Raw genomic sequence first — 19,408 nt, 5'->3', positions numbered from 1 at the left:
TATATTTTCAGAAATAAATTCGCAGAAGATTTTTTGGAATTTGAAATTTCCTCTTTTTGGAAATTCTTTGATGCTACTTTCCGTATAAAAAGTATTTATTCACCAAATCAATATACAAACGTTTTGCTTCGTTCTGTGTAAGGTCTTTTACTTGAAACAATGCGTTGGTTTTAAAAGCATTTATTATGGCTTTTTTACTACTTGGCCGACTGTAATTATTGGTTGCTTTCTTGTAGTAAGCATATAGGTTTAAAAGCACATCTGCAGGGAAAGGTTGGGTGTAAGCATTCACGCATTCCACCGCATTTTGAAATTCTATTTCTAACTCTTCATCAGTCATTTGCTTCTGCAATAATACTTTCACCTCCTCGAACTTTTTGGTTAAGTTTTACTTTTATTTTTGTATCTAATGGTAAAAATAAATCAACTCTAGACCCAAATTTTATAAAACCAGACTCGCCACCTTGAATGACTTTGTCATTTATTTTAGCATAATTTACAATGCGTTTAGCTAAAGCGCCAGCTATTTGTCTATGCAGTACTTTGCCATAAGTTTCATTCTCGACAACTACGGTAGTACGTTCGTTTTCCTCACTGGCTTTGGGATGCCATGCCACTAAAAATTTACCTGGGTGGTATTTGCTAAATATCACATTGCCACTAATAGGATAACGTGTAACATGAACATTTATTGGAGACATAAAGATACTTACCTGCAAACGTTTATCATTAAAATACTCTTTTTCAAAAACTTCTTCAATAACAACTACTTTGCCGTCAACGGGTGATACAACTTGTTTGTTATTTAAAACCGTATGACGTTTTGGGTTTCTAAAAAACTGAAGAATTATTATTAAAAAAGCTAGTAATACAATTAAAACAATGGTTCTTAGCCACGTTATTGGTATAAAATTATCGACTAATAATGAACATCCAACAACAAAAACGAATGTTAGAAATATAATTTTATGTCCTTCTTTATGAAACATAGTGTAAAATTCTTAAAAATAAATAAATAAAAGGTGCTGCAAAAATAATACTATCCAATCGGTCTAACAAACCACCATGCCCGGGCATGATAGCGCCACTGTCTTTTACGTTTGCTTGTCTTTTAAACTTAGATTCTATAAGGTCGCCCAAGGTTCCAAATACGGTTACTACAATACTTAAAACAAGCCAACTTGTAAATTCTAAAGTTTGTGTAAAGGTAGCAATAAAATAGCTTGCTATGCACGAAAAAAACAAACCACCTAGAAAACCTTCAACTGTTTTTTTAGGTGAAATCTTTTCGAAAAGTTTTTGTTTGCCAAAATTTTTACCAACTAAATAGGCAAATGTATCGTTAACCCAAACCAAAATAAAAGCTCCTAAAAGAATGTTGGGGTTGTAAACATCATGATAATCGGCTATTAAAATTAAAAAAATAAAGGCGCTGGATATGTAAAAAGTGGTTAATATAAATCGTTTTGAGCTAAATAGCGGGATGGTTTTTTCTGAAAACAAATCCTTTATTAAAAATAATTCAACAAAAATAGTAAGTACCATAAGTATTTGAATGGCTTCATCAATATCTGTTCTGGTATTTAGAATGAGTTGCCAATACACAAAAAAAGCATACAGAATTATAAATATAAAATATGGGATGATGCTTTTAAGTTGTATGAGTTTTTTAAACTCTACTAAACAAATGATGCCAAACACAAAAAACAATGCAATGAGTGCTTGTTGGTGGTTTAAGCACAAAATTAATAGCAAGACATAGAGTAACCCGGAAAATGATCGAATAAGAGTTTCCTTCATCTTATAAGTCTTCTAAAAGAAGTAGGTATAAGTTTTTAGCACTACTGCCATAGCTTAAAAAATCTTTCTCATCGCTAGATTTAAAATGTTTTATGGTGGTAATGTTTGTTGGGATTTTTTGCCTGTTTTTAGATTTGATACCTCTTAAACCTTCTCCAATATTTTCAACAATTTGACTTGTAGTGGCAAAAACAATAAAGTTTGTAGGTAATTCGGGTAATTTTTTTTCAAAAATTTGTTTTGAGGAAATGAGTAAAGAACCGTCGTTAGCTATTAAATTTTCGCAAGTTGTTAAAAAAATAGTGGAGTCGCTAATTTTGGTTGTGGGATTTAAATTGGAGTTTTTAAATTTATCTTTAATGTTTTGGTCTAATATCAGTGTTTCTTTATCATCCCAATTATTTTCCTCAATAATACTTTGTAAGTTCTGGAATACTTCATTTAAGTTTTCACAGTATAAAAATTTCCCGCCATTGCCTTTAAAATTTATAGTGAACTTTTCATCAATAGGCAGTTTTATTTCAGGCATGTATCTGCCTCTTTCTGTAGACTTTACTTGTTCATCAGATGTGTCTGGTTTTAGTCCAAAAATTTTTCTAAAAAGGCTCATTTAGTAAGCTGCTATTAATGTGATTCCCTTTGAGGTTATCAAATATAAAAAATCTTAAATTAAACACGTGTTTAATTTAAGATTTTTAATGTTTCTCTAAAAAATATCGTAGATGAATTGTTTGTTGTTAATTTTCAATGTCTTCTTTTTCAAAAGCGCGTTTACCAAAGATGAGTTCTAGATTGTCTTTGAAAATAACCTCTTTTTCAAGAAGAACTTCGGCTAGTTCTGTCAGTTTATCTCTATTGTCTTCTAATAATTTGATAGCACGTTTGTATTGTGTTTCAATAATATCTGAAATTTCTTTGTCAATTAATTCGGCTGTTTGCTCGCTGTATGGTTTTGTAAATCCATATTCGTTTTGCCCCGAAGAATCGTAATAAGTTAAGTTGCCTATTTTATCACTTAATCCATATATGGTAACCATGGCTCTCGCTTGTTTGGTAACTTTTTCCAAATCGCTTAAAGCTCCTGTAGATATTTTGTTGAAAATAACTTTTTCGGCAGCACGACCACCCAAAGCGGCACACATTTCATCAAGCATTTGTTCTGGGTGAACAATTAAACGTTCTTCTGGTAAATACCATGCAGCACCTAATGAACGGCCACGAGGTACGATGGTAACCTTAACCAAGGGCGCAGCATGTTCTAACATCCAACTTACAACGGCATGACCAGCTTCGTGAAATGCAACAGCGCGTTTTTCACTAGGTGTGATGATTTTGTTTTTCTTTTCCAATCCACCAATAATTCTATCAACGGCATCAAGGAAATCTTGTTTGTCAACCGATTTTTTCCCATTTCTTGCAGCAATTAAAGCAGCTTCGTTACAAACATTTGCTATATCGGCGCCAGAAAATCCTGGTGTTTGTTTTGATAAGAAATCAAGGTCTAAGTCTTTATCTTTTTTTAGTGGTCTTAAATGCACTTCAAAAATTTCTTGACGTTCACGAACGTCTGGTAAATCAACATAAATTTGTCTGTCAAAACGTCCAGCACGCATTAAAGCGGTATCTAAAATATCGGCTCTGTTGGTTGCAGCAAGTACAATAACATTTGTGTTTGTACCGAAGCCATCCATTTCTGTAAGTAATTGATTTAATGTGTTTTCGCGTTCGTCATTACTTCCAGACATAGCATTTTTTCCTCTAGCACGTCCAATCGCATCAATTTCATCAATAAAGATAATTGAAGGTGATTTCTCTTTAGCTTGTTTGAACAAATCTCGAACACGAGATGCACCTACACCTACAAACATCTCCACGAAATCTGAACCAGACAAAGAGAAAAAAGGCACTTTAGCTTCACCAGCAACGGCTCTTGCTAATAAGGTTTTACCTGTTCCTGGAGGGCCTACAAGTAAGGCCCCTTTTGGTATTTTTCCTCCTAAAGACGTGTATTTTTCAGGGAATTTTAAGAAATCTACAATTTCTTGTACTTCTTCTTTGGCACCTTCTAAACCAGCAACATCTTTAAACGTTGTTTTTACTTCTGTATTTTGATCAAAAAGTTTTGCTTTCGATTTTCCTATGTTGAAAATTTGACCACCGGCACCACCGCCAGCACCACCAGACATACGTCTCATGATGAAAATCCAAACACCAATAAGTAAAATAAATGGCAGAATGCTCATTAAAAGGTTGCCCCAATTATCGGTTTCCGTGTCAAATTTTATAATAGGTTTGTTCGGTAAATCTTTGGCAACTTCATTTAATTGGTTTTCAAAATTTTGAAGATCGCCAAATTCAAATTTATAATTAGGTAACTCTGTAGCCGAAGGAAGAAATGATGTTGGTTTTGATTTTTTATGAATTTCTTTGGCCTCAGCTTCAGAAGTTAAATAAACCTTAGCAACACGTGTGTTTTTTATAATATCAACCTTTGCTACATCACCATCTTCTAAATATTTAAAAAATTGCGAAGGGGTTGTAGCGCTTCCATCTTGAGATGTACTGCTGCTAAACAATTGAAACCCTAAAAATAGGGCTATTAAAATACCGTAAATCCAGTAAGGACTGAATTTTGGTTTGTTTTCATTTATGTTTTTTTTATCGTTTGCCATCCTAAATTTTTAGTAACTAGTTTGTATAACTGTTGTTTTTGCATCGCCCCAAAGACTTTCAATATCGTAATATTGTCTTATCTGTTTTTGGAATACATGTACAACGATGTTCACATAATCCATAAGCACCCATTCGGCATTATCCATGCCTTCTACGTGCCAAGGGTGATCTTTAAGTTCTTTGCTTACTTTTTTCTGAACAGAATTAACAATAGCGTTAACTTGCGTGTTTGAAGTTCCTTCGCAAATTATAAAATAATCGCAAACAGTATTTTCAATTTCTCTTAAATCAAGAATATTTATTTCTTTTCCTTTTACGTCTTCAATGCCACTAATTATAACTGATATTAATTGGTCTGCACTTATGTTTTCTTTCGCCATTAAAATTTTTTAAATTTTTGCAAAGTTATTATTTTTTTAGTTCTTTATGGTTTAAAATTATCATAAGATTTCAGATACTAATAATAACTATTCCATGCATATAATCAAACTTGATGCCACCGATTCTACAAATAGTTATTTAAAGAGACTTTCTGTAAATGAACAGGTTGCCGATTATACGGCTGTAGTTACCAAATTGCAAACAAATGGTAGAGGGCAAATGGGGACGGTTTGGGACTCTGAAGCGTCTAAAAACCTTACATTCAGTGTGTATAAAGATATTTTTCAATATAATATAGAAGACCCTTTTTACATAAGTATGGTCATTTCTTTAGCATTATTAAAAACTTTAAAATCTTTTTCTATCCCGAAATTGAGCGTAAAATGGCCTAACGACATTTTGTCAGAAAACAAGAAAATCTGTGGCATTTTAATTGAAAATGTGTTTAAACAAAATAAGTTTTCGAGTTCTATTATTGGAATGGGGCTTAATGTTAACCAATTAGAATTTGATAATTTACCCAAGGCATCATCATTAAGACTGATTTCTGGACGTGTTTTTGATCTGGATGAAGTAACCATCGTTATCATCAAAAACTTAAAGCATTATTTCAATATTTTAAAAAGGGGACACTTAGATGTGCTTAAAGAAAAATATGAAGCATCTCTTTTTAGAAAAAATAAACCTTCAACATTTCAAGATGCTGAAGGTTTGATGTTTTCTGGTATTATAAAAGGCGTTTCAGATTATGGAAACCTACAAATATTGCTTGAAGATGATATAATTAAAGAATTCGATTTAAAAACCGTTACGCTTTTATATTAAATTGCTTTTGGGATACTTGTAGCAAGTGTTTCAATGAATTTGCTGATTGGGCCTTTTATCATCATAGCCATCATCGGGTTAAAGTCGCCCGAAAATTGCAATTGTACTTCGCTGGTAGCTTCATCTATTTTAGTGATATTGCCAATAAGTGAAAAGTCTATTTTTCCTCCAGCGGCGCCTAAAATTATTTTATTAGGCGGTACTACTTCTTTCTTTTTTAAAACGATTTCCGGCATACCTTTTAAAGCAAATACAAAAGTGTCTTCGCTTAAAACTTCAAACTTGCTAATGTTTTCGGGCATTAATGATTTGAAATTTTTAACATCAGCTAAAAAATCAAATACGGCTTCAGGTGATTTGCTAACGTTTATTTTTGGAGATTCTAAATTCATTTTATTGTTTGTTGTTATACGTTAAGTTGTTTAATTGTTAGCCAACTAAACGACTCAACAACTAAGCAATATGCTTTTTATATCAAATAGCGTTCCATTCACTAGGGTTGGTATTCCACTCCTGTAAAGTTTTTAATTCTTTTTCAGAGATATAATTTGTTTTAAGCGCTTGTTCCAATAAGCTATTGTAATCACTTAAAGTTTGTAGTTTAATGTTTTCATTTTCAAAATTTTTAATTGAAATATCAAACCCATAAGTAAAAATAGCAATCATGCCTTTTACATTTATGTGTGCTTCTTTTAAAGCTTTTACAGCATTTAAACTGCTGCCACCTGTACTTATTAAATCTTCAACAACCACTACGTTTTGCCCAGATTCTATAAAACCTTCAATTTGGTTTTTTCTACCATGTCCTTTAGCATCAGGTCTCACGTAAATAAAAGGCAATCCCATATATTCGGCAACCAACATGCCAATACCTATCGCGCCTGTGGCAACACCAGCAATAACATCGGGTTTGCCGTATTGCTTTTCAATTTGTTTAGACATGGTTTCACGAATGTAATTTCGAATAGGAGGAAAGGACAATACAATGCGATTATCGCAATAAATTGGCGATTTCCATCCAGAAGCCCAAGTAAAAGGGGCTTTAGGGCTAAGTTTTATAGCATTTACTTGCAACAAAACTTCAGCAGTTTTTCTAGCGGTGTCTTTATCAAAAATCATAGAAGCAAAAATAAACATAAATTTAGTTTTTCAAGTTGGACAGACATTGAATAAAAAATATTTTTTTCAACAATGCCAACTTTGTGCCTAAAAATGATATTTTTACCAAAGTGTAATTATTAAAGTAAGGCATGTACAAAGTTTTTGTTGGCGATAAACCTATAATTTTAACAACAGTTGTTGAGCAGGAAACTAACTTTAAAAACTATTTATTGGATACGGTAAATATAGGAAAAGTTATAAAAGAGCTTAATACTACAAAATTAGAAGAAGTACGCCTTATTCATAAAAATGGCGAAAAACTACTTAAAAAGTTTTTGAAAAAATTACCAAATGTAGTTGCTGGTGGAGGTAAAGTGTATAATGATAATAATGAGATTTTGTTTATATACCGAAATGATAAATGGGATTTGCCTAAAGGAAAAATAGAAGGCTCTGAAAGCATTGAAAGAACTGCTTTACGAGAAGTTATGGAAGAAACCGGTGTTGCAGGGTTGGAAATAACAAAACCTTTAGAAACCACTTACCATATTTTTAAACGCAACGGAAACCATAGAATTAAGGTGACCTATTGGTTTGAAATGCGAACAAGCTTTGCAGGGGTTTTATACGCTCAAGAAGAAGAAGGTATCACTAAAGTAGAATGGTTAAACGATGAGCAAATATCTGGAGCACTTGAAAATTCATATGCCAACATTAAAATTTTAATTTGATTAATCTATAATAAAGCAAAATAATAATAAAATCCCTCATTTATAAATTGCTATTAAAATAACATTTAGAAGTTGTTGTAATTTTTTTAATCTCTCAGAATTAAAATAAAATTACATGAAAAATTATAATTTATCATTTGGGGTAATAAATATTATTAAAGAAAATTTAGCTGAAGTTATAGTTAACGATGGTGTAGAAATGGATGAGATTATGGTAGATGAATACCATGATTTTATACTTAGCAATTTAGCAGAACCTACATTGTTGTTGATTAATAAGAAGAATTCTTATTCATATACTTTCCCAGCACAAAAAGCAATAATTAGTTTAAAAAAGGTTAAGGCCGCTGCCGTTATTGTTTCATCAGTAGGAGGTATGATGTCTACAGAAACTTTAATGAATCTTAACGAAAACAATTGTTGGAAGATTAACTTGTTTCAAAAAAGAGATGAAGCTTTATTATGGTTAAATTCTTTGGAATTCTAAAACCTTTAACTACTCAAACGTTTTAGTTAAATTCTACGGTTAAATATAGGTTTCTGTTGGATATACTTATTTATTAGTAGTAATTTCGTCCTTTAAAAAAACAACCATGACAGAATTTGTAAGGAAGATAATACCAAATGCTAAAGATGATGTGTTGGCAGGTATAACAACATCGTTAGCTATGATTCCTGAAGTAGTTGCATTTGCTTTTGTGGCTCAAATAGATCCTTTAGTGGCGCTTTCAGGGGCTTTTATCATCGGTTTGATTACCGCTATTTTTGGAGGAAGACCTGGTTTGATTTCCGGGGCAGCTGGTGCTGTTGCCGTTATTTTTGTGCATTTAATTTCAGAAGGTCATGCCAAAGGCATGCAGTTCGATACGCCTGTTGAAAATATGGGATATTTCTATTTGTTGGCAGCTGTTATACTAATGGGCGTGTTTCAAATAAGTGCAGGTTTATTCAAATTAGGACGTTTTGTTAGGCTTATTCCACACTCTGTAATGATGGGGTTTGTAAACGGGTTGGCCATCGTTATTTTTCTAGCTCAAGTACGTATGTTTTCACATAAGGAACTTGAAATTTCAGCTGATGGTGTTAAGGAATACATCAACATTCCCATGCAAGGCTCCGAATTGTATTTAATGCTTGGATTGGTTTTGTTTACTATGGGTGTTATTTGGTTATTGCCTAAAATAACAACCAAAATTCCAGCGGCATTAACAGCTATTCTAATAACTACAGGTATTGTGGTGTTTGGAGGTTTGGATGTTAGTACCGTAGGTTCTTATATTGTTGAAGGTGGCGGAAGCGGATTAAAAGGTGAGTTTCCAAAACCTAATTTAGAACTTTGGCAATATTTACCGTTTAATTTAGATACCTTAAAATTTATCTTGCCATATGCTTTTTTAGCAGCATCGGTGGGATTGATTGAATCCCTAATGACCATGAATTTGGTAGATGAATTAACTGAAACCAGAGGAAACGGTAACCGAGAATGTGTTGCCCAAGGCGCAGGAAATATAGTAAGTGGTTTGTTTGGTGGCACAGGAGGTTGTGGTATGATTGGGCAAACGGTTATCAATATTAATGCGGGTGGCCGAGGGAGGCTGTCTGGAATTATGATGGCGGTTACACTACTTACCTTTATTTTGTTTACCGATAAATACATTGAACAAGTGCCTATTGCCGCTTTAATAGGGGTGATGTTTATGATGGTGATAGAAACATTTGCATGGTCTAGTTTTAGAATTCTTAGAAAAATACCAATGGCTGATGCTTTTGTATTGATTACAGTATCGGCAGTTACCGTAATTTACGATTTAGCCATTGCTGTATTTGTAGGTGTTATTATTTCGGCATTGGTTTTTGCTTGGGAAAATGCCAAAAAAATTAGGGCCAGAAAGCGTGTTTCTGAAGATGGAAAAACGAAGATCTATGAAATTTGGGGACCTTTGTTTTTTGGATCTATTCAAGCTTTTAATGAAAAGTTTGATGTAAAAAATGATCCTGACCATGTTGAGATAGATTTTGTAGAATCGCGTATTAGCGACCATTCCGCATTGGAAGCTATTTTTAATTTGGTGAATAAATATGAAGCCGAAGGGAAGTCCATTAAGCTAAAACATTTAAGTGAAGACTGTAAAGTGTTGCTGTATAAGGCAAGTCCGAAATTCAGGGAAGTTATTGTTGAAGCTGTAGATGATCCACGTTATTATTTAGCCGAAAACCCAGAGAAATTTCCAAAGTCTTTATCGGAATATAAGTTTTAGATTGGTTAGAAGATTAGATCTTTAGAACGTTAGAACGTTAGAACGTTAGACTTTTAGAAGCTTGAACTGAATACTTTTGTCTAAAATCTAAGTAGTCTAAAAATCTAAAAGGTCTAAGAAGTCTAAAAGAAATCTATTTCACCCGTACACTATCTGGTACAAACTTGGTATAATCGCCATTGTTTTTAATAACATCGCGTACTATGGAAGAGGATATGTACGATGTTTTTGCTGCGGTTAATAAAAATACCGTTTCAATAGTAGCTAAGCGTCTATTGGCATGAGCAATGGCTTTTTCAAACTCAAAATCGGCAGGATTGCGTAACCCGCGTAAAATAAATTTAGCGTCAATTTCTTTGCAAAAGTCAACCGTCAACCCTTTATAGGTTACTACTTTTACTTTCGACTCGTCGGCAAAGGCTTCTTCTATAAACGCTTTTCGTTCTTCTAAAGAAAACATGTATTTTTTATCGGAGTTCACACCAATGGCCACAACGACTTCATCAAAAAGCGTCACACCACGTTTGATAATATCGTAATGCCCTAAAGTTATAGGGTCAAAAGACCCTGGGAAGATGGCTCGTTTCATTTATTTTTTTGCTCAGTTTTTTTATTCTTTTAAAAAATTCGATTGTTGATATTGTCCAAAATCGCGGAGTATTTTCCCATGTAAATTGAATCAGGAACATTTTCTTTTAATTTTTTTCTAATGTGAAAGTCTGTTATATCTTGTAAAGCAATTTTAATACTTTCACCTTTTCCAGGAATAATCATTACCATATCAACTCTATTGTATTTATTGAAACAATTATCGTTTTTTAATAAAAATCGAATTTTATTTTTTAATGAGTCAACATTTTGTTTTAAGACATTTTCAATTGCATAATCTCTACGGATTTTGCCAATTCTGACTAAATCAAATTTCACTTCCATTATTGCACTTTTTAATTTTTTTATTAATCTCTTTTAGTAAAATCCACCATTTTCAATTCAGTTTTTCCTGTTGAATGAGTTCCGAAATTACAGGTAACAATCAAATATAATCAATAATAATTATTTAATTTTTTAAAGCTTCTTCAATAGCATTATCAAATAGTTCAACTAAAGTAATACCTGCGGCCTTAGCTTGTTGGGGTAAAATGCTGGCTAGGGTTAATCCAGGTACGGTGTTTACTTCCAATAAATGCGGTTCGCCATTTTTAAAAATATATTCGCTTCGGCTAAAACCTTTCATTTTTAAAACTTCGTACACTTTTTTGGCAATGGCAGTTACTTTGGTTTCTTCATCTTTGGTTAAACGGGCAGGGGTTATTTCTTGCGATTTTCCTAAATATTTAGCTTCGTAATCAAAAAAATCGTTTTCGCTTACAATTTCGGTAATGGGCAATACTTTGGTTTTGCCCTTAAAATTTATAACGCCTACAGATACTTCGGTGCCATCTAAAAACGATTCCACAATAATTTCATCATCTTCTTTAAAAGCCACTTCAATGGCGTTTTTTATGTCTTCCTTCTTGTGAACTTTTGTTACGCCAAAACTACTGCCCGCTTTATTAGCCTTCACAAAACAGGGCAAACCTACTTTGGCAACAATGGCATCCTCGTTAATGGTGTCGCCTAAATTTATATAAAATGATTCGGCAGTTTTTATGCCATAGGGTTTTAAAACGCTTAAACAATCACGTTTATTAAAGGTTAAACCCGCTTGATACATATCGCAACTGGTTTGTGGCATGTCAATCAATTTAAAATAAGCTTGCATAAATCCGTCTTCTCCGGGCGAACCATGTATGGCATTAAATACACAATCAAAAGTTATTTTTGAGTTGTTTACAGTTACCGAAAAATCATTTTTATCCACAGGGAATTCAGTGTTGTTGCTATCAACATACACCCATTTTTCTTTGAAAATATGAATTCTGTAAGCGTTGTATTTTGAAGCATCTAAAGTTTCATAAACCACTTGACCACTTTTTAATGAGATTTGGTATTCGCTTGAATAACCTCCCATGATGATAGCAATATTTTTTTTCATGTATTATATTTTTGTCATTCCCTCGAAGGAGGGAATCTTTTATAAGTCTAAAAACTACAATAAAACGTATCTATTATTAGTTAAGCTAAAATATCACTTAAATTGCAAAAGAAAAAACAGTTCTGTTTTTATATATTTGCCTAATCGAAAATTTTATACATGAGCGTTATTAAATTTCTAACCAGTAAAGTATTTTTAAAGCAATTATTATTAGCAATTGGTGCCGTAGTGGTGTTGTGTTTTGTGATGTTAAGATGGTTGAATTTTACAACAAACCATGGTGAATTTCAAACTGTGCCCGATTTAAAAGGGAAATCCCTAAGCGTTGCCTCTATAGAGTTGGACGAGAATAATCTTGAAATGCAAGTTCAAGATTCGGCAAATTACAATCCTGATTATCCGAAATTTTCAGTAATAGATCAATCGCCAAAAGCGGGAGCTAAAGTAAAAGAAGACCGTAAAATTTATATTACCGTAAATCCTTCTGGGTTTAGAAAAACTACCGTTCCCGATTTAAGAGAACGTACTTTTAGGCAAGCTAAACCAACATTGGAAGCGGTTGGTTTTAAAGTGGGTAAACTTACTTATGTTAATAATATTGCTAAAGATTTGGTTTTAGATATGACCTATAAAGGAAAAAGTATAAAACAAGGCGATAAATTACCAAAAACTACTGTTATTGATTTGGTGCTTGGAAATGGAAACAGGCCTGGAGGTGAAGCCAATGTTGAAGGTGATAGTGTGCCGGAAAACGAATCTGATGATAGTAATCCATCTTCCGATTTAAATTTTTAAAATAATACTTGCTGTGGTTTACCACGGTTAATAAATTCCAATGGAAGATTATACCCCCGATTTTATTGATGATGAAAGTGATTTGTATGAACATCATGCGTTTACCGTAGATAAAGGTCAAAATCCACTTCGAATAGATAAATATTTAATGAATTTTGTTGAAAATGCAACACGAAACAAAATTCAGGCAGCTGCCAAAAACGGAAGCATTTTTGTAAATGGAACTCCTGTAAAATCAAACTATAAAGTAAAACCATTTGATAAAATACGTGTTTTATTTACGCATCCACCACATGAAAACTTGTTGGTAGGTGAAGATATTCCGCTTGATATTGTTTATGAGGATGATGAATTGTTGGTGGTAAACAAACCAGCTGGTATGGTGGTGCATCCGGGGCATGGAAATTATTCGGGAACGCTCATCAATGCATTGATTTATAGATTTGAAAATTTACCGAACAACTCCAGCGAGCGTCCTGGTTTGGTGCATAGAATAGATAAAGATACGAGCGGACTTTTGGTTATTGCAAAAACCGAACAGGCCATGACACATTTGTCGCTTCAATTTGCTGAAAAAACAAGCGAGCGTGAATATGTAGCCATTGTTTGGGGGAATATAGAAGAGGAAGAAGGTACGGTTGAAGGTAATATTGGTCGTCACCCAAAAAACCGTTTACAAAACACAGTATATCTTGGTGATGAAGCCGATAAAGGAAAACCAGCCGTAACACATTACAAAGTTTTGGAACGCTTGGGGTATGTAACCTTAGTGTCCTGTAAACTTGAAACTGGGCGTACACACCAAATACGTGTTCATATGAAACATATTGGGCATACGTTGTTTAATGATGAGCGTTATGGTGGCGAAAAAGTGTTAAAAGGTACCACCTTTACGAAGTACAAACAATTTGTAGATAATTGTTTTAAGGTATTACCTAGGCAAGCGCTACATGCAAAAACATTGGGTTTTGTGCATCCAAAAACCGGTAAGTTTATGAGTTTTGATACGCCCATTCCAGATGATATGGTAGAGTGTATTGAAAAATGGCGTACTTATTCGAAACACCAAGGCGCTGTAGAATAAATCTTCTGTTTAATTTAGCTGATTTTATTGTTTTTTTAGAAAAGACTTTATACTACCCCAAGCGTATAAAGTTGTTCCATTGTTGGTGTTTTACTACCACCTGCAGGTTCTAAAGTAATACCAAAAGCTTCACTTTCGTTGGTATTTATAATTTCAAAAATCTTGTTGTTATCAGTAGTGAAATTATCAATAGTTCCTAAGCTTGTAGGGGTTAAAGGACTTAGTTTTAACGACCATACTTGGTACACCTTTCCTTCTGGCGGATCGGGTAAACCTTGTGCATCTAAGAAAATGCGTTGCGTATTTTTATCCCAATAAACTTTAGCATAAGTACTAGCAAAATTGCCTTGTCCCGCTAAAGGAACTTTGGTAATGTTGTCGTCACGTAAAACACTTATTAAGGTATTGGCTTCTTCCAAACTGTTTTTAGAATTGGCTATTTGGGTTTCCAATAAAGATTGTTGGGTTTCTGATATTTGTATCTCTTCTTTTAGTTGATTATTTTCAGTTGAAGTATAAAATAACCCAACGGCTAAAATAATAGATGCAGCCCACCCTGTATAAGTAATCCAATTGTATTTAGGTTTGGTTATGGAGATAACTTTGGCATCATCGTTATTGAAACCTAATTTGTTTTTTATAGCTTGTAACGAGTCTGTTTTTTTGTTGTTAGATGCTGCTGCTGTAAGTTTAATTATGGCAGCTTCAATGTTTAAAACTTCTTGTAAAATTTCAGGATGTTGTTGCATAAGCTCGTACACTTCCTTGTTTTCTTTTTCAGAAAGTGAACCCGCTACGTATAGCTCTAAAATTCCAGATTCTATGTATGCTTTAATATCCATATTTATTTTAATACCATGTTTCTTAATTCTTGTATGCAGTTTCTGTTTCTTGTTTTAATAGTGCCAATAGGCATATCAAGTGCTTCAGAAGCTTCAGTTTGTGTGTAGCCTTTAAAGTATAATAGTTCAATAACTTCTATACATTTTTTTGCAAGCTTGCCCACAAATTTTGCAATACCAATGGAATCGGTTTTATTATCTAAGCTTTCATTGGTTTCAAGTATATCTACGAAAAAAGTAGCATCAAGGTTTTGTTTTGAGTTTTTAAAGGATTTTGAACGGGTTTTATCAATCGCTGCATTTCTGGCAATATTTAAAATCCATGTAAAAAAACGTCCTTTTTCAGCTGAATAGGTGCTGGCATTATGCCATGCTTTTATAAAAACATCTTGCATAACTTCTTCAGCTATATCTGCATCTCGAACAATATTGTATATAACACCTTGCATGCTTTCGCTATACATGTTGTACAACGTTTCAAAAGCCTTTTCGTCTTTCTGTTTAAATTTTTCTATTAGAAGTTCTAAGTGCATACAGGGGTATAAGTTTCCGAAAGTAATGAATTAAAAAGATAAAAGCTACTGTTTTAAAGTAGCTTTTGTAAAGAATTATTTTGCTTTCTGTTTTATTGAATGATACCGCCGCAGCTTATGCGCCCACCAGCATCGCCAGTAGGTTGGGTTTTAAAATCGTCAACACCAGCATGTACAATAATGCCCTTGCCAATAATATCTTTTGTTTCGTCACCACAACCAATGCACCATTCATCTGTAGACATAGAAATGCTTGCGTCTCCGTTTTCATCGGCAGTTAAATTTCCAATGTCACCTTTATGATAGCCTGTTTCAGCATCCCATTTACCATGAGGTTGGTTTGTAGGGTTCCAGTGCCCACCGGTAGATTTTCCGTCAGGTGAAGAACAATCAGACGATTCATGAATATGGATAGCATGTTCACCAGGTTCCAGTCCTTTAATGGTTGCCACCATGTTTACTGTGCCATTTTCTTCAGTAAAGACAACATTGCCACTTACGCTGCTATCGCTTTTAGGTGTTAGTTCTACGGTAAGTGTTTTTGGAGCCACAACTTCCGTTTCAATTACTTCTGTATCTGTAGTTTCGGTATCTTTTTTAACTTTTTTACATGAGGTGAACCCCATTAGTAAAACCATTGCTAGTAAACTTATTTTTTTCATTTTTAATGTGTTTTAATTTTATTTAAAATTACTGTAATAATAAAACAATAGCAAATTTGATTATGACTTATATCATATTATTTTGAACTCATATGCATTAATTTTGGACTATAATGTTAGGTATGTATAATTCATTACTCAATAAATATAATATTGCGGGTCCACGTTACACCAGTTACCCAACGGTGCCGTATTGGGATGATGCTTCGTTTTCGCTAAAAGCGTGGAAAGCATCATTGAAAAAATCGTTTAACGAGAGCCATTTAAAGGAAGGTATAAGCTTATATATTCATCTGCCTTTTTGCGAAAGTTTATGTACTTTTTGTGGTTGCAATAAACGTATTACCAAGCAGCATAGTGTAGAATCGCCATATATAAATGCTGTTTTAAAAGAATGGAATTTGTATTTAGATTTGCTTGAAGAAAAACCTTTTATTAAGGAATTGCATTTAGGAGGTGGTACTCCCACTTTTTTTAGTCCTGATAATTTAAAAACGCTCATTAATGGTATTTTAAGCACTTCTAAACTTGCTGAAAATTATGAATTTAGTTTTGAAGGTCATCCAAACAATACCACCAAAGAACATTTGCAAGCTTTATATGATGTTGGCTTTAGGCGTGTAAGTTACGGTGTGCAGGATTACAACGAAACCGTACAAAAGGCCATTCACAGAATTCAACCTTTTGAAAACGTAAAACGTGCTACGGAAATGGCTCGTGAAATTGGGTATACTTCTGTTGGACACGATATTATTTTTGGGTTGCCTTTTCAAACATTGGAACATGTAAAGCAAACTATTTTAAATACGAAGCAATTATTGCCTGATAGATTAGCATTTTACAGTTATGCCCATGTACCATGGATAAAAGGAAACGGGCAACGTGGATTTAGTGATGCCGATTTGCCTTCGGCGGAATTAAAAAGGCAGCAATACGAACTAGGGAAAACTTTGCTAGCAGAAGTGGGTTACCATGAAATAGGAATGGATCATTTTGCGCTGCAAACCGATTCACTTTACAAATCGATGCAACATGGTAATTTACATCGGAATTTTATGGGGTATACCGCATCAAAAACCCAAGCTATGATTGGGTTGGGTGTATCATCAATAAGCGATAGTTGGTATGGTTTTTCGCAAAACGTAAAAGGCATTGAGGAATATTACAATTTATTGAAAGATGATATTATTCCCGTTTATAGAGGTCATATTTTAAATGAAGAAGATTTAATTATTAGAAAACATATTCTTAACTTGATGTGCCAATTCAAAACAACTTGGTCTAGTAACTTGCATTATTTTAATGAACTGCCTCAAGTTCTTATTAAATTAAAAGAAATGGAAAACGATGGCTTACTAAATATTAGTTCAAATACCATTCAGGTTACAAAAAAAGGTCAGCCATTTGTGCGGAACATTTGTATGGCTTTCGATTTATTATTACAACGAAAACAACCTGATACACAGTTGTTTTCAATGACTGTTTAACATAAAAATAAAGATTATGAAAAAAATAATTGTTCCCATAGATTTTTCAGAACATTCTGAATTTGCACTTAAAGCTGCGGCTAAATTTGCAACAAAATTTAATTCTGAAATTTTAGCATTGCACATGTTGGAAATGACCGATGTGATGCTAACGGCTTCAGAAGGATTTCAAACCGAACAAGCTGTTTTTTTCTATAAATTGGCAGAACAAAAGTTTGAAAAATTTCTTCAAAAGGATTATTTAAAAGGCGTGAAGGTAACACCCATTATTAAACACTTTAAAGTGTTTAGCGAGGTGAATGATGTGGCAGAAAAGCATGATGCCGATTTGATAATAATGGGTTCGCATGGTGCTAGTGGCATTATGGAAATTTTTGTAGGTTCAAACACAGAACGTGTGGTTAGAAACTCTGAAGTTCCAGTATTGGTGGTGAAAAATGAGTTAAAGGGTATTAATTTTGAAACCGTGGTCTTTGCTTGCGATTTTTCAGAAGAATCAATTAAATCATATAAGAAAGCGGTTAAAATGTTCGAGAAAATCAATTCTAAAATGTATATGGTTTATGTGAACTTACCTAACGAACGCTTTAAAAGTTCTGTAGAGATTGAAAAAATTGTTGTTAATTTTTTCACTAAAGCAGAAAGAAATCTTGATAAAATGGACACCGTTCATTACGTTTCCGATTATTCTGTTGAGACTGGTGTTATAAATTTTGCACTAAAAGTGGGAGCAGATATTATTGCCATACCAACTCATGGCAAAAAGGGGTTAGCACACTTTTTTGAAGGTAGCATAGGTGAAGATGTTGCGAACCACGCAAACTTACCTGTAATTACATTTAAAATTTAAGGAGCCTTAGGTTACTGAATGATTTTTTAATAAAAGAGTAGTTGGGAATTCCAACTACTTTTTTTGTTTAATGGCAGTTTATTTGGTTTGTAACTAGATCTGTAATAGGAGCAGGAGAAACATAAGGAATCCCTAAACCTAACCCGCGAAGAATAAATAAAACACCAATAATTATTACAAAAACAGGAATTGCTTTTTGTATTTTTTGCCTGGCATTGCCTTTTAAAAAATTTGATAAATAAATAGCGGTAGTCATTAAAGGCACGGTGCCCAACCCAAAAACCGTCATATATAAACTGCCGTTTAAAGCATTTCCTGCTGCAATTGCAGCAAAAACCGCCATATAAACTAAACCACATGGCAAAAAACCATTAAGGAATCCAATAGTTAAAAAAGTGTCGGCTGTTTTTTTCTTTAAAGCGGCGCCCAAAGCAGATTTAACCTTGCCTATAAGCTTATAAATAGGTCTGGAGGCATTGTATTTGTTTAATTTATGTTGCGGAATAATAACAAGCAAAATCATTAAAACGCCAATAACTATGGAAAGCTGCTGCTGAAAACCAAAAAGGAATAAGCTTTTTCCAATAAGTCCGAATACCAACCCAATAATGCTGTATGCTAGCAGTCTGCCTGCGTGGTACATGGCAATTTGAGATGCTTTTTTGTAAACATTGGTCCTATCTACAGGAAGCATAAAAGCAATAGGCCCACACATGCCAACACAGTGAAAACTCCCCAGTAGCCCTAAAACAAATGCCGAAATTAGCATGATTAATAATTTATAGTTTCTTTGTATAAATAAGGCACATTGTTGTATTGCCAATCAATTTTTATGTTCCAACGACCATCTACCAAACGTTTGTCAGGTATGAGCAAATGGAGTTCAGACAATGAAATTTTGGTTTCAAAGTCCAATTGTTTGTTAGATGGTCTATATAGGAACACATTGCCGCTTATTTTATTAAAATCCAAATTACTGGGAAACACAATCAATAAGCCTTCATCAGTACGTTCATAGCGAATGTTTTCACTTAATTTATTAGCGTTTTCAAGTTTGTTAATATCCGCTTGGTACATTAATTCTTCAGCATAATAATCTTCAGTAACCAAATCATGTTCCAGTTTTTTATCCACGTTCATGGTAATAACAAAGTACATAATAAAGCTTATAAAGCCTATAAACGCTAAAACAATTCCGGTTCCCCAATTTATTTTCATCTTATAATTTTTTTCATTCTCTCGAAGGAGGGAATCTTATTAATTTACTTTTCATTTCAAACAATTCTGGCATTCCCTTCGTTACCTCAGGTCGGGCTTTCACTACTCGCTCCTCCTGCGTCGGGAGCTCAAA

The 19,408-nt window shown here is 33.6% G+C and carries 24 protein-coding genes; 8 read left to right on the top strand and 16 right to left on the bottom strand.

The window, feature by feature from the left end; all coding sequences use genetic code 11:
• Positions 1–73 precede the first annotated feature (73 nt).
• From J8H85_RS06025 to rsfS, 6 genes are all read right to left on the bottom strand, one after another.
• Positions 74–340 (bottom strand): acyl-CoA-binding protein, encoded by a 267-nt coding sequence (locus J8H85_RS06025; protein WP_209653926.1) that lies wholly within the window; start codon positions 338–340, stop codon positions 74–76.
• The gene (locus J8H85_RS06020; RefSeq protein WP_209653627.1) at positions 333–989 is read right to left on the bottom strand and encodes a phosphatidylserine decarboxylase family protein; all 657 of its coding nucleotides are present in this window, start codon (positions 987–989) and stop codon (positions 333–335) included. Before J8H85_RS06020 ends, J8H85_RS06025 begins: the two co-directional genes overlap by 8 nt.
• On the bottom strand, positions 979–1,800 hold the full coding sequence (locus tag J8H85_RS06015; protein WP_209653626.1) for a phosphatidate cytidylyltransferase: 822 nt from the start codon (positions 1,798–1,800) through the stop codon (positions 979–981). Before J8H85_RS06015 ends, J8H85_RS06020 begins: the two co-directional genes overlap by 11 nt.
• A 1-nt stretch (position 1,801) precedes the next feature.
• Positions 1,802–2,410, bottom strand: a complete 609-nt coding sequence (locus tag J8H85_RS06010) for an LUD domain-containing protein (protein ID WP_209653624.1) — start codon at positions 2,408–2,410, stop codon at positions 1,802–1,804.
• A gap of 127 nt (positions 2,411–2,537) precedes the next feature.
• Positions 2,538–4,472, bottom strand: a complete 1,935-nt coding sequence (gene ftsH / locus J8H85_RS06005; protein ID WP_209653622.1) for an ATP-dependent zinc metalloprotease FtsH — start codon at positions 4,470–4,472, stop codon at positions 2,538–2,540.
• Between the two features lie 9 nt (positions 4,473–4,481).
• On the bottom strand, positions 4,482–4,853 hold the full coding sequence (gene rsfS, locus J8H85_RS06000; RefSeq protein ID WP_209653620.1) for a ribosome silencing factor: 372 nt from the start codon (positions 4,851–4,853) through the stop codon (positions 4,482–4,484).
• Between the two features lie 94 nt (positions 4,854–4,947).
• Between rsfS and J8H85_RS05995 the strand changes: the two genes are divergently transcribed.
• Positions 4,948–5,679: a biotin--[acetyl-CoA-carboxylase] ligase gene (locus J8H85_RS05995; RefSeq protein ID WP_209653618.1), complete on the top strand. Its 732-nt coding sequence runs from the start codon at positions 4,948–4,950 to the stop codon at positions 5,677–5,679.
• Here J8H85_RS05995 and J8H85_RS05990 read toward each other — a convergent pair.
• Entirely contained in the window at positions 5,676–6,071 is a 396-nt protein-coding gene (locus J8H85_RS05990) for an SRPBCC family protein (RefSeq protein WP_209653616.1), read from the bottom strand. The two genes, J8H85_RS05995 and J8H85_RS05990, sit on opposite strands and share 4 nt — an antisense overlap.
• Before the next feature lie 82 nt (positions 6,072–6,153).
• Positions 6,154–6,798, bottom strand: a complete 645-nt coding sequence (gene pyrE, locus J8H85_RS05985) for an orotate phosphoribosyltransferase (protein ID WP_209653924.1) — start codon at positions 6,796–6,798, stop codon at positions 6,154–6,156.
• A gap of 131 nt (positions 6,799–6,929) precedes the next feature.
• Here pyrE and J8H85_RS05980 point away from each other — a divergent pair, with 131 nt between their 5' ends.
• From J8H85_RS05980 to J8H85_RS05970, 3 genes are all read left to right on the top strand, one after another.
• Positions 6,930–7,511 carry an NUDIX hydrolase gene (locus J8H85_RS05980; protein ID WP_209653615.1) on the top strand — a complete coding sequence of 194 codons (582 nt, stop codon included), beginning with the start codon at positions 6,930–6,932 and terminating at the stop codon, positions 7,509–7,511.
• Positions 7,512–7,626: 115 nt separating this feature from the next.
• On the top strand, positions 7,627–7,998 hold the full coding sequence (locus tag J8H85_RS05975) for a hypothetical protein (RefSeq protein WP_209653613.1): 372 nt from the start codon (positions 7,627–7,629) through the stop codon (positions 7,996–7,998).
• Positions 7,999–8,104: 106 nt separating this feature from the next.
• Positions 8,105–9,769 (top strand): SulP family inorganic anion transporter, encoded by a 1,665-nt coding sequence (locus J8H85_RS05970; RefSeq protein ID WP_209653611.1) that lies wholly within the window; start codon positions 8,105–8,107, stop codon positions 9,767–9,769.
• Positions 9,770–9,902: 133 nt separating this feature from the next.
• Here J8H85_RS05970 and coaD read toward each other — a convergent pair whose 3' ends face one another.
• The 3 genes from coaD to J8H85_RS05955 form a co-directional block, all read right to left on the bottom strand.
• Entirely contained in the window at positions 9,903–10,358 is a 456-nt protein-coding gene (coaD, locus tag J8H85_RS05965; protein ID WP_209653609.1) for a pantetheine-phosphate adenylyltransferase, read from the bottom strand.
• 29 nt (positions 10,359–10,387) lie between these two features.
• Entirely contained in the window at positions 10,388–10,702 is a 315-nt protein-coding gene (locus J8H85_RS05960; protein WP_209653607.1) for a hypothetical protein, read from the bottom strand.
• 124 nt (positions 10,703–10,826) lie between these two features.
• Positions 10,827–11,804, bottom strand: coding sequence for a D-alanine--D-alanine ligase (locus tag J8H85_RS05955; RefSeq protein WP_209653605.1), 978 nt, complete (start codon positions 11,802–11,804; stop codon positions 10,827–10,829).
• Positions 11,805–11,963: 159 nt separating this feature from the next.
• On the opposite strand from J8H85_RS05955, the gene J8H85_RS05950 reads away from it, so the two are divergent.
• Complete coding sequence (locus tag J8H85_RS05950) at positions 11,964–12,599, top strand: PASTA domain-containing protein (protein WP_209653603.1); 636 nt, start codon at positions 11,964–11,966, stop codon at positions 12,597–12,599.
• Positions 12,600–12,639: 40 nt separating this feature from the next.
• Entirely contained in the window at positions 12,640–13,683 is a 1,044-nt protein-coding gene (locus J8H85_RS05945) for an RluA family pseudouridine synthase (protein WP_209653601.1), read from the top strand.
• Between the two features lie 47 nt (positions 13,684–13,730).
• Here the strand turns inward: J8H85_RS05945 and J8H85_RS05940 are convergent, their stop codons facing one another.
• The 3 genes from J8H85_RS05940 to J8H85_RS05930 all read right to left on the bottom strand — a co-directional run bounded on the left by J8H85_RS05940 (position 13,731) and on the right by J8H85_RS05930 (position 15,720).
• A complete protein-coding gene (locus tag J8H85_RS05940) occupies positions 13,731–14,525 on the bottom strand; it encodes an anti-sigma factor (RefSeq protein ID WP_209653599.1) in 795 nt (264 codons plus the stop codon).
• A gap of 2 nt (positions 14,526–14,527) precedes the next feature.
• On the bottom strand, positions 14,528–15,058 hold the full coding sequence (locus J8H85_RS05935) for an RNA polymerase sigma factor (RefSeq protein ID WP_209653597.1): 531 nt from the start codon (positions 15,056–15,058) through the stop codon (positions 14,528–14,530).
• Positions 15,059–15,150: 92 nt separating this feature from the next.
• On the bottom strand, positions 15,151–15,720 hold the full coding sequence (locus J8H85_RS05930) for a superoxide dismutase family protein (protein WP_209653595.1): 570 nt from the start codon (positions 15,718–15,720) through the stop codon (positions 15,151–15,153).
• Between the two features lie 122 nt (positions 15,721–15,842).
• On the opposite strand from J8H85_RS05930, the gene hemN reads away from it, so the two are divergent.
• Both hemN and J8H85_RS05920 read left to right on the top strand, forming a co-directional pair.
• The gene (gene hemN / locus J8H85_RS05925) at positions 15,843–17,207 is read left to right on the top strand and encodes an oxygen-independent coproporphyrinogen III oxidase (RefSeq protein WP_209653594.1); all 1,365 of its coding nucleotides are present in this window, start codon (positions 15,843–15,845) and stop codon (positions 17,205–17,207) included.
• A gap of 16 nt (positions 17,208–17,223) precedes the next feature.
• Positions 17,224–18,057, top strand: a complete 834-nt coding sequence (locus J8H85_RS05920) for a universal stress protein (protein ID WP_209653592.1) — start codon at positions 17,224–17,226, stop codon at positions 18,055–18,057.
• Positions 18,058–18,124: 67 nt separating this feature from the next.
• On the opposite strand, the gene J8H85_RS05915 is transcribed toward J8H85_RS05920, so the two are convergent.
• Positions 18,125–18,826 (bottom strand): sulfite exporter TauE/SafE family protein, encoded by a 702-nt coding sequence (locus tag J8H85_RS05915; RefSeq protein WP_209653590.1) that lies wholly within the window; start codon positions 18,824–18,826, stop codon positions 18,125–18,127.
• A 2-nt stretch (positions 18,827–18,828) separates the two neighbouring features.
• The gene (locus tag J8H85_RS05910; RefSeq protein WP_209653588.1) at positions 18,829–19,275 is read right to left on the bottom strand and encodes a FixH family protein; all 447 of its coding nucleotides are present in this window, start codon (positions 19,273–19,275) and stop codon (positions 18,829–18,831) included.
• Positions 19,276–19,408: the final 133 nt, after the last annotated feature.

Origin of the sequence: Mariniflexile gromovii (genome assembly GCF_017814435.1) — a bacterium.
Classification (GTDB): Bacteria; Bacteroidota; Bacteroidia; order Flavobacteriales; family Flavobacteriaceae; genus Mariniflexile; species Mariniflexile gromovii.
This window is presented reverse-complemented; position numbering and strand designations above follow the sequence as displayed.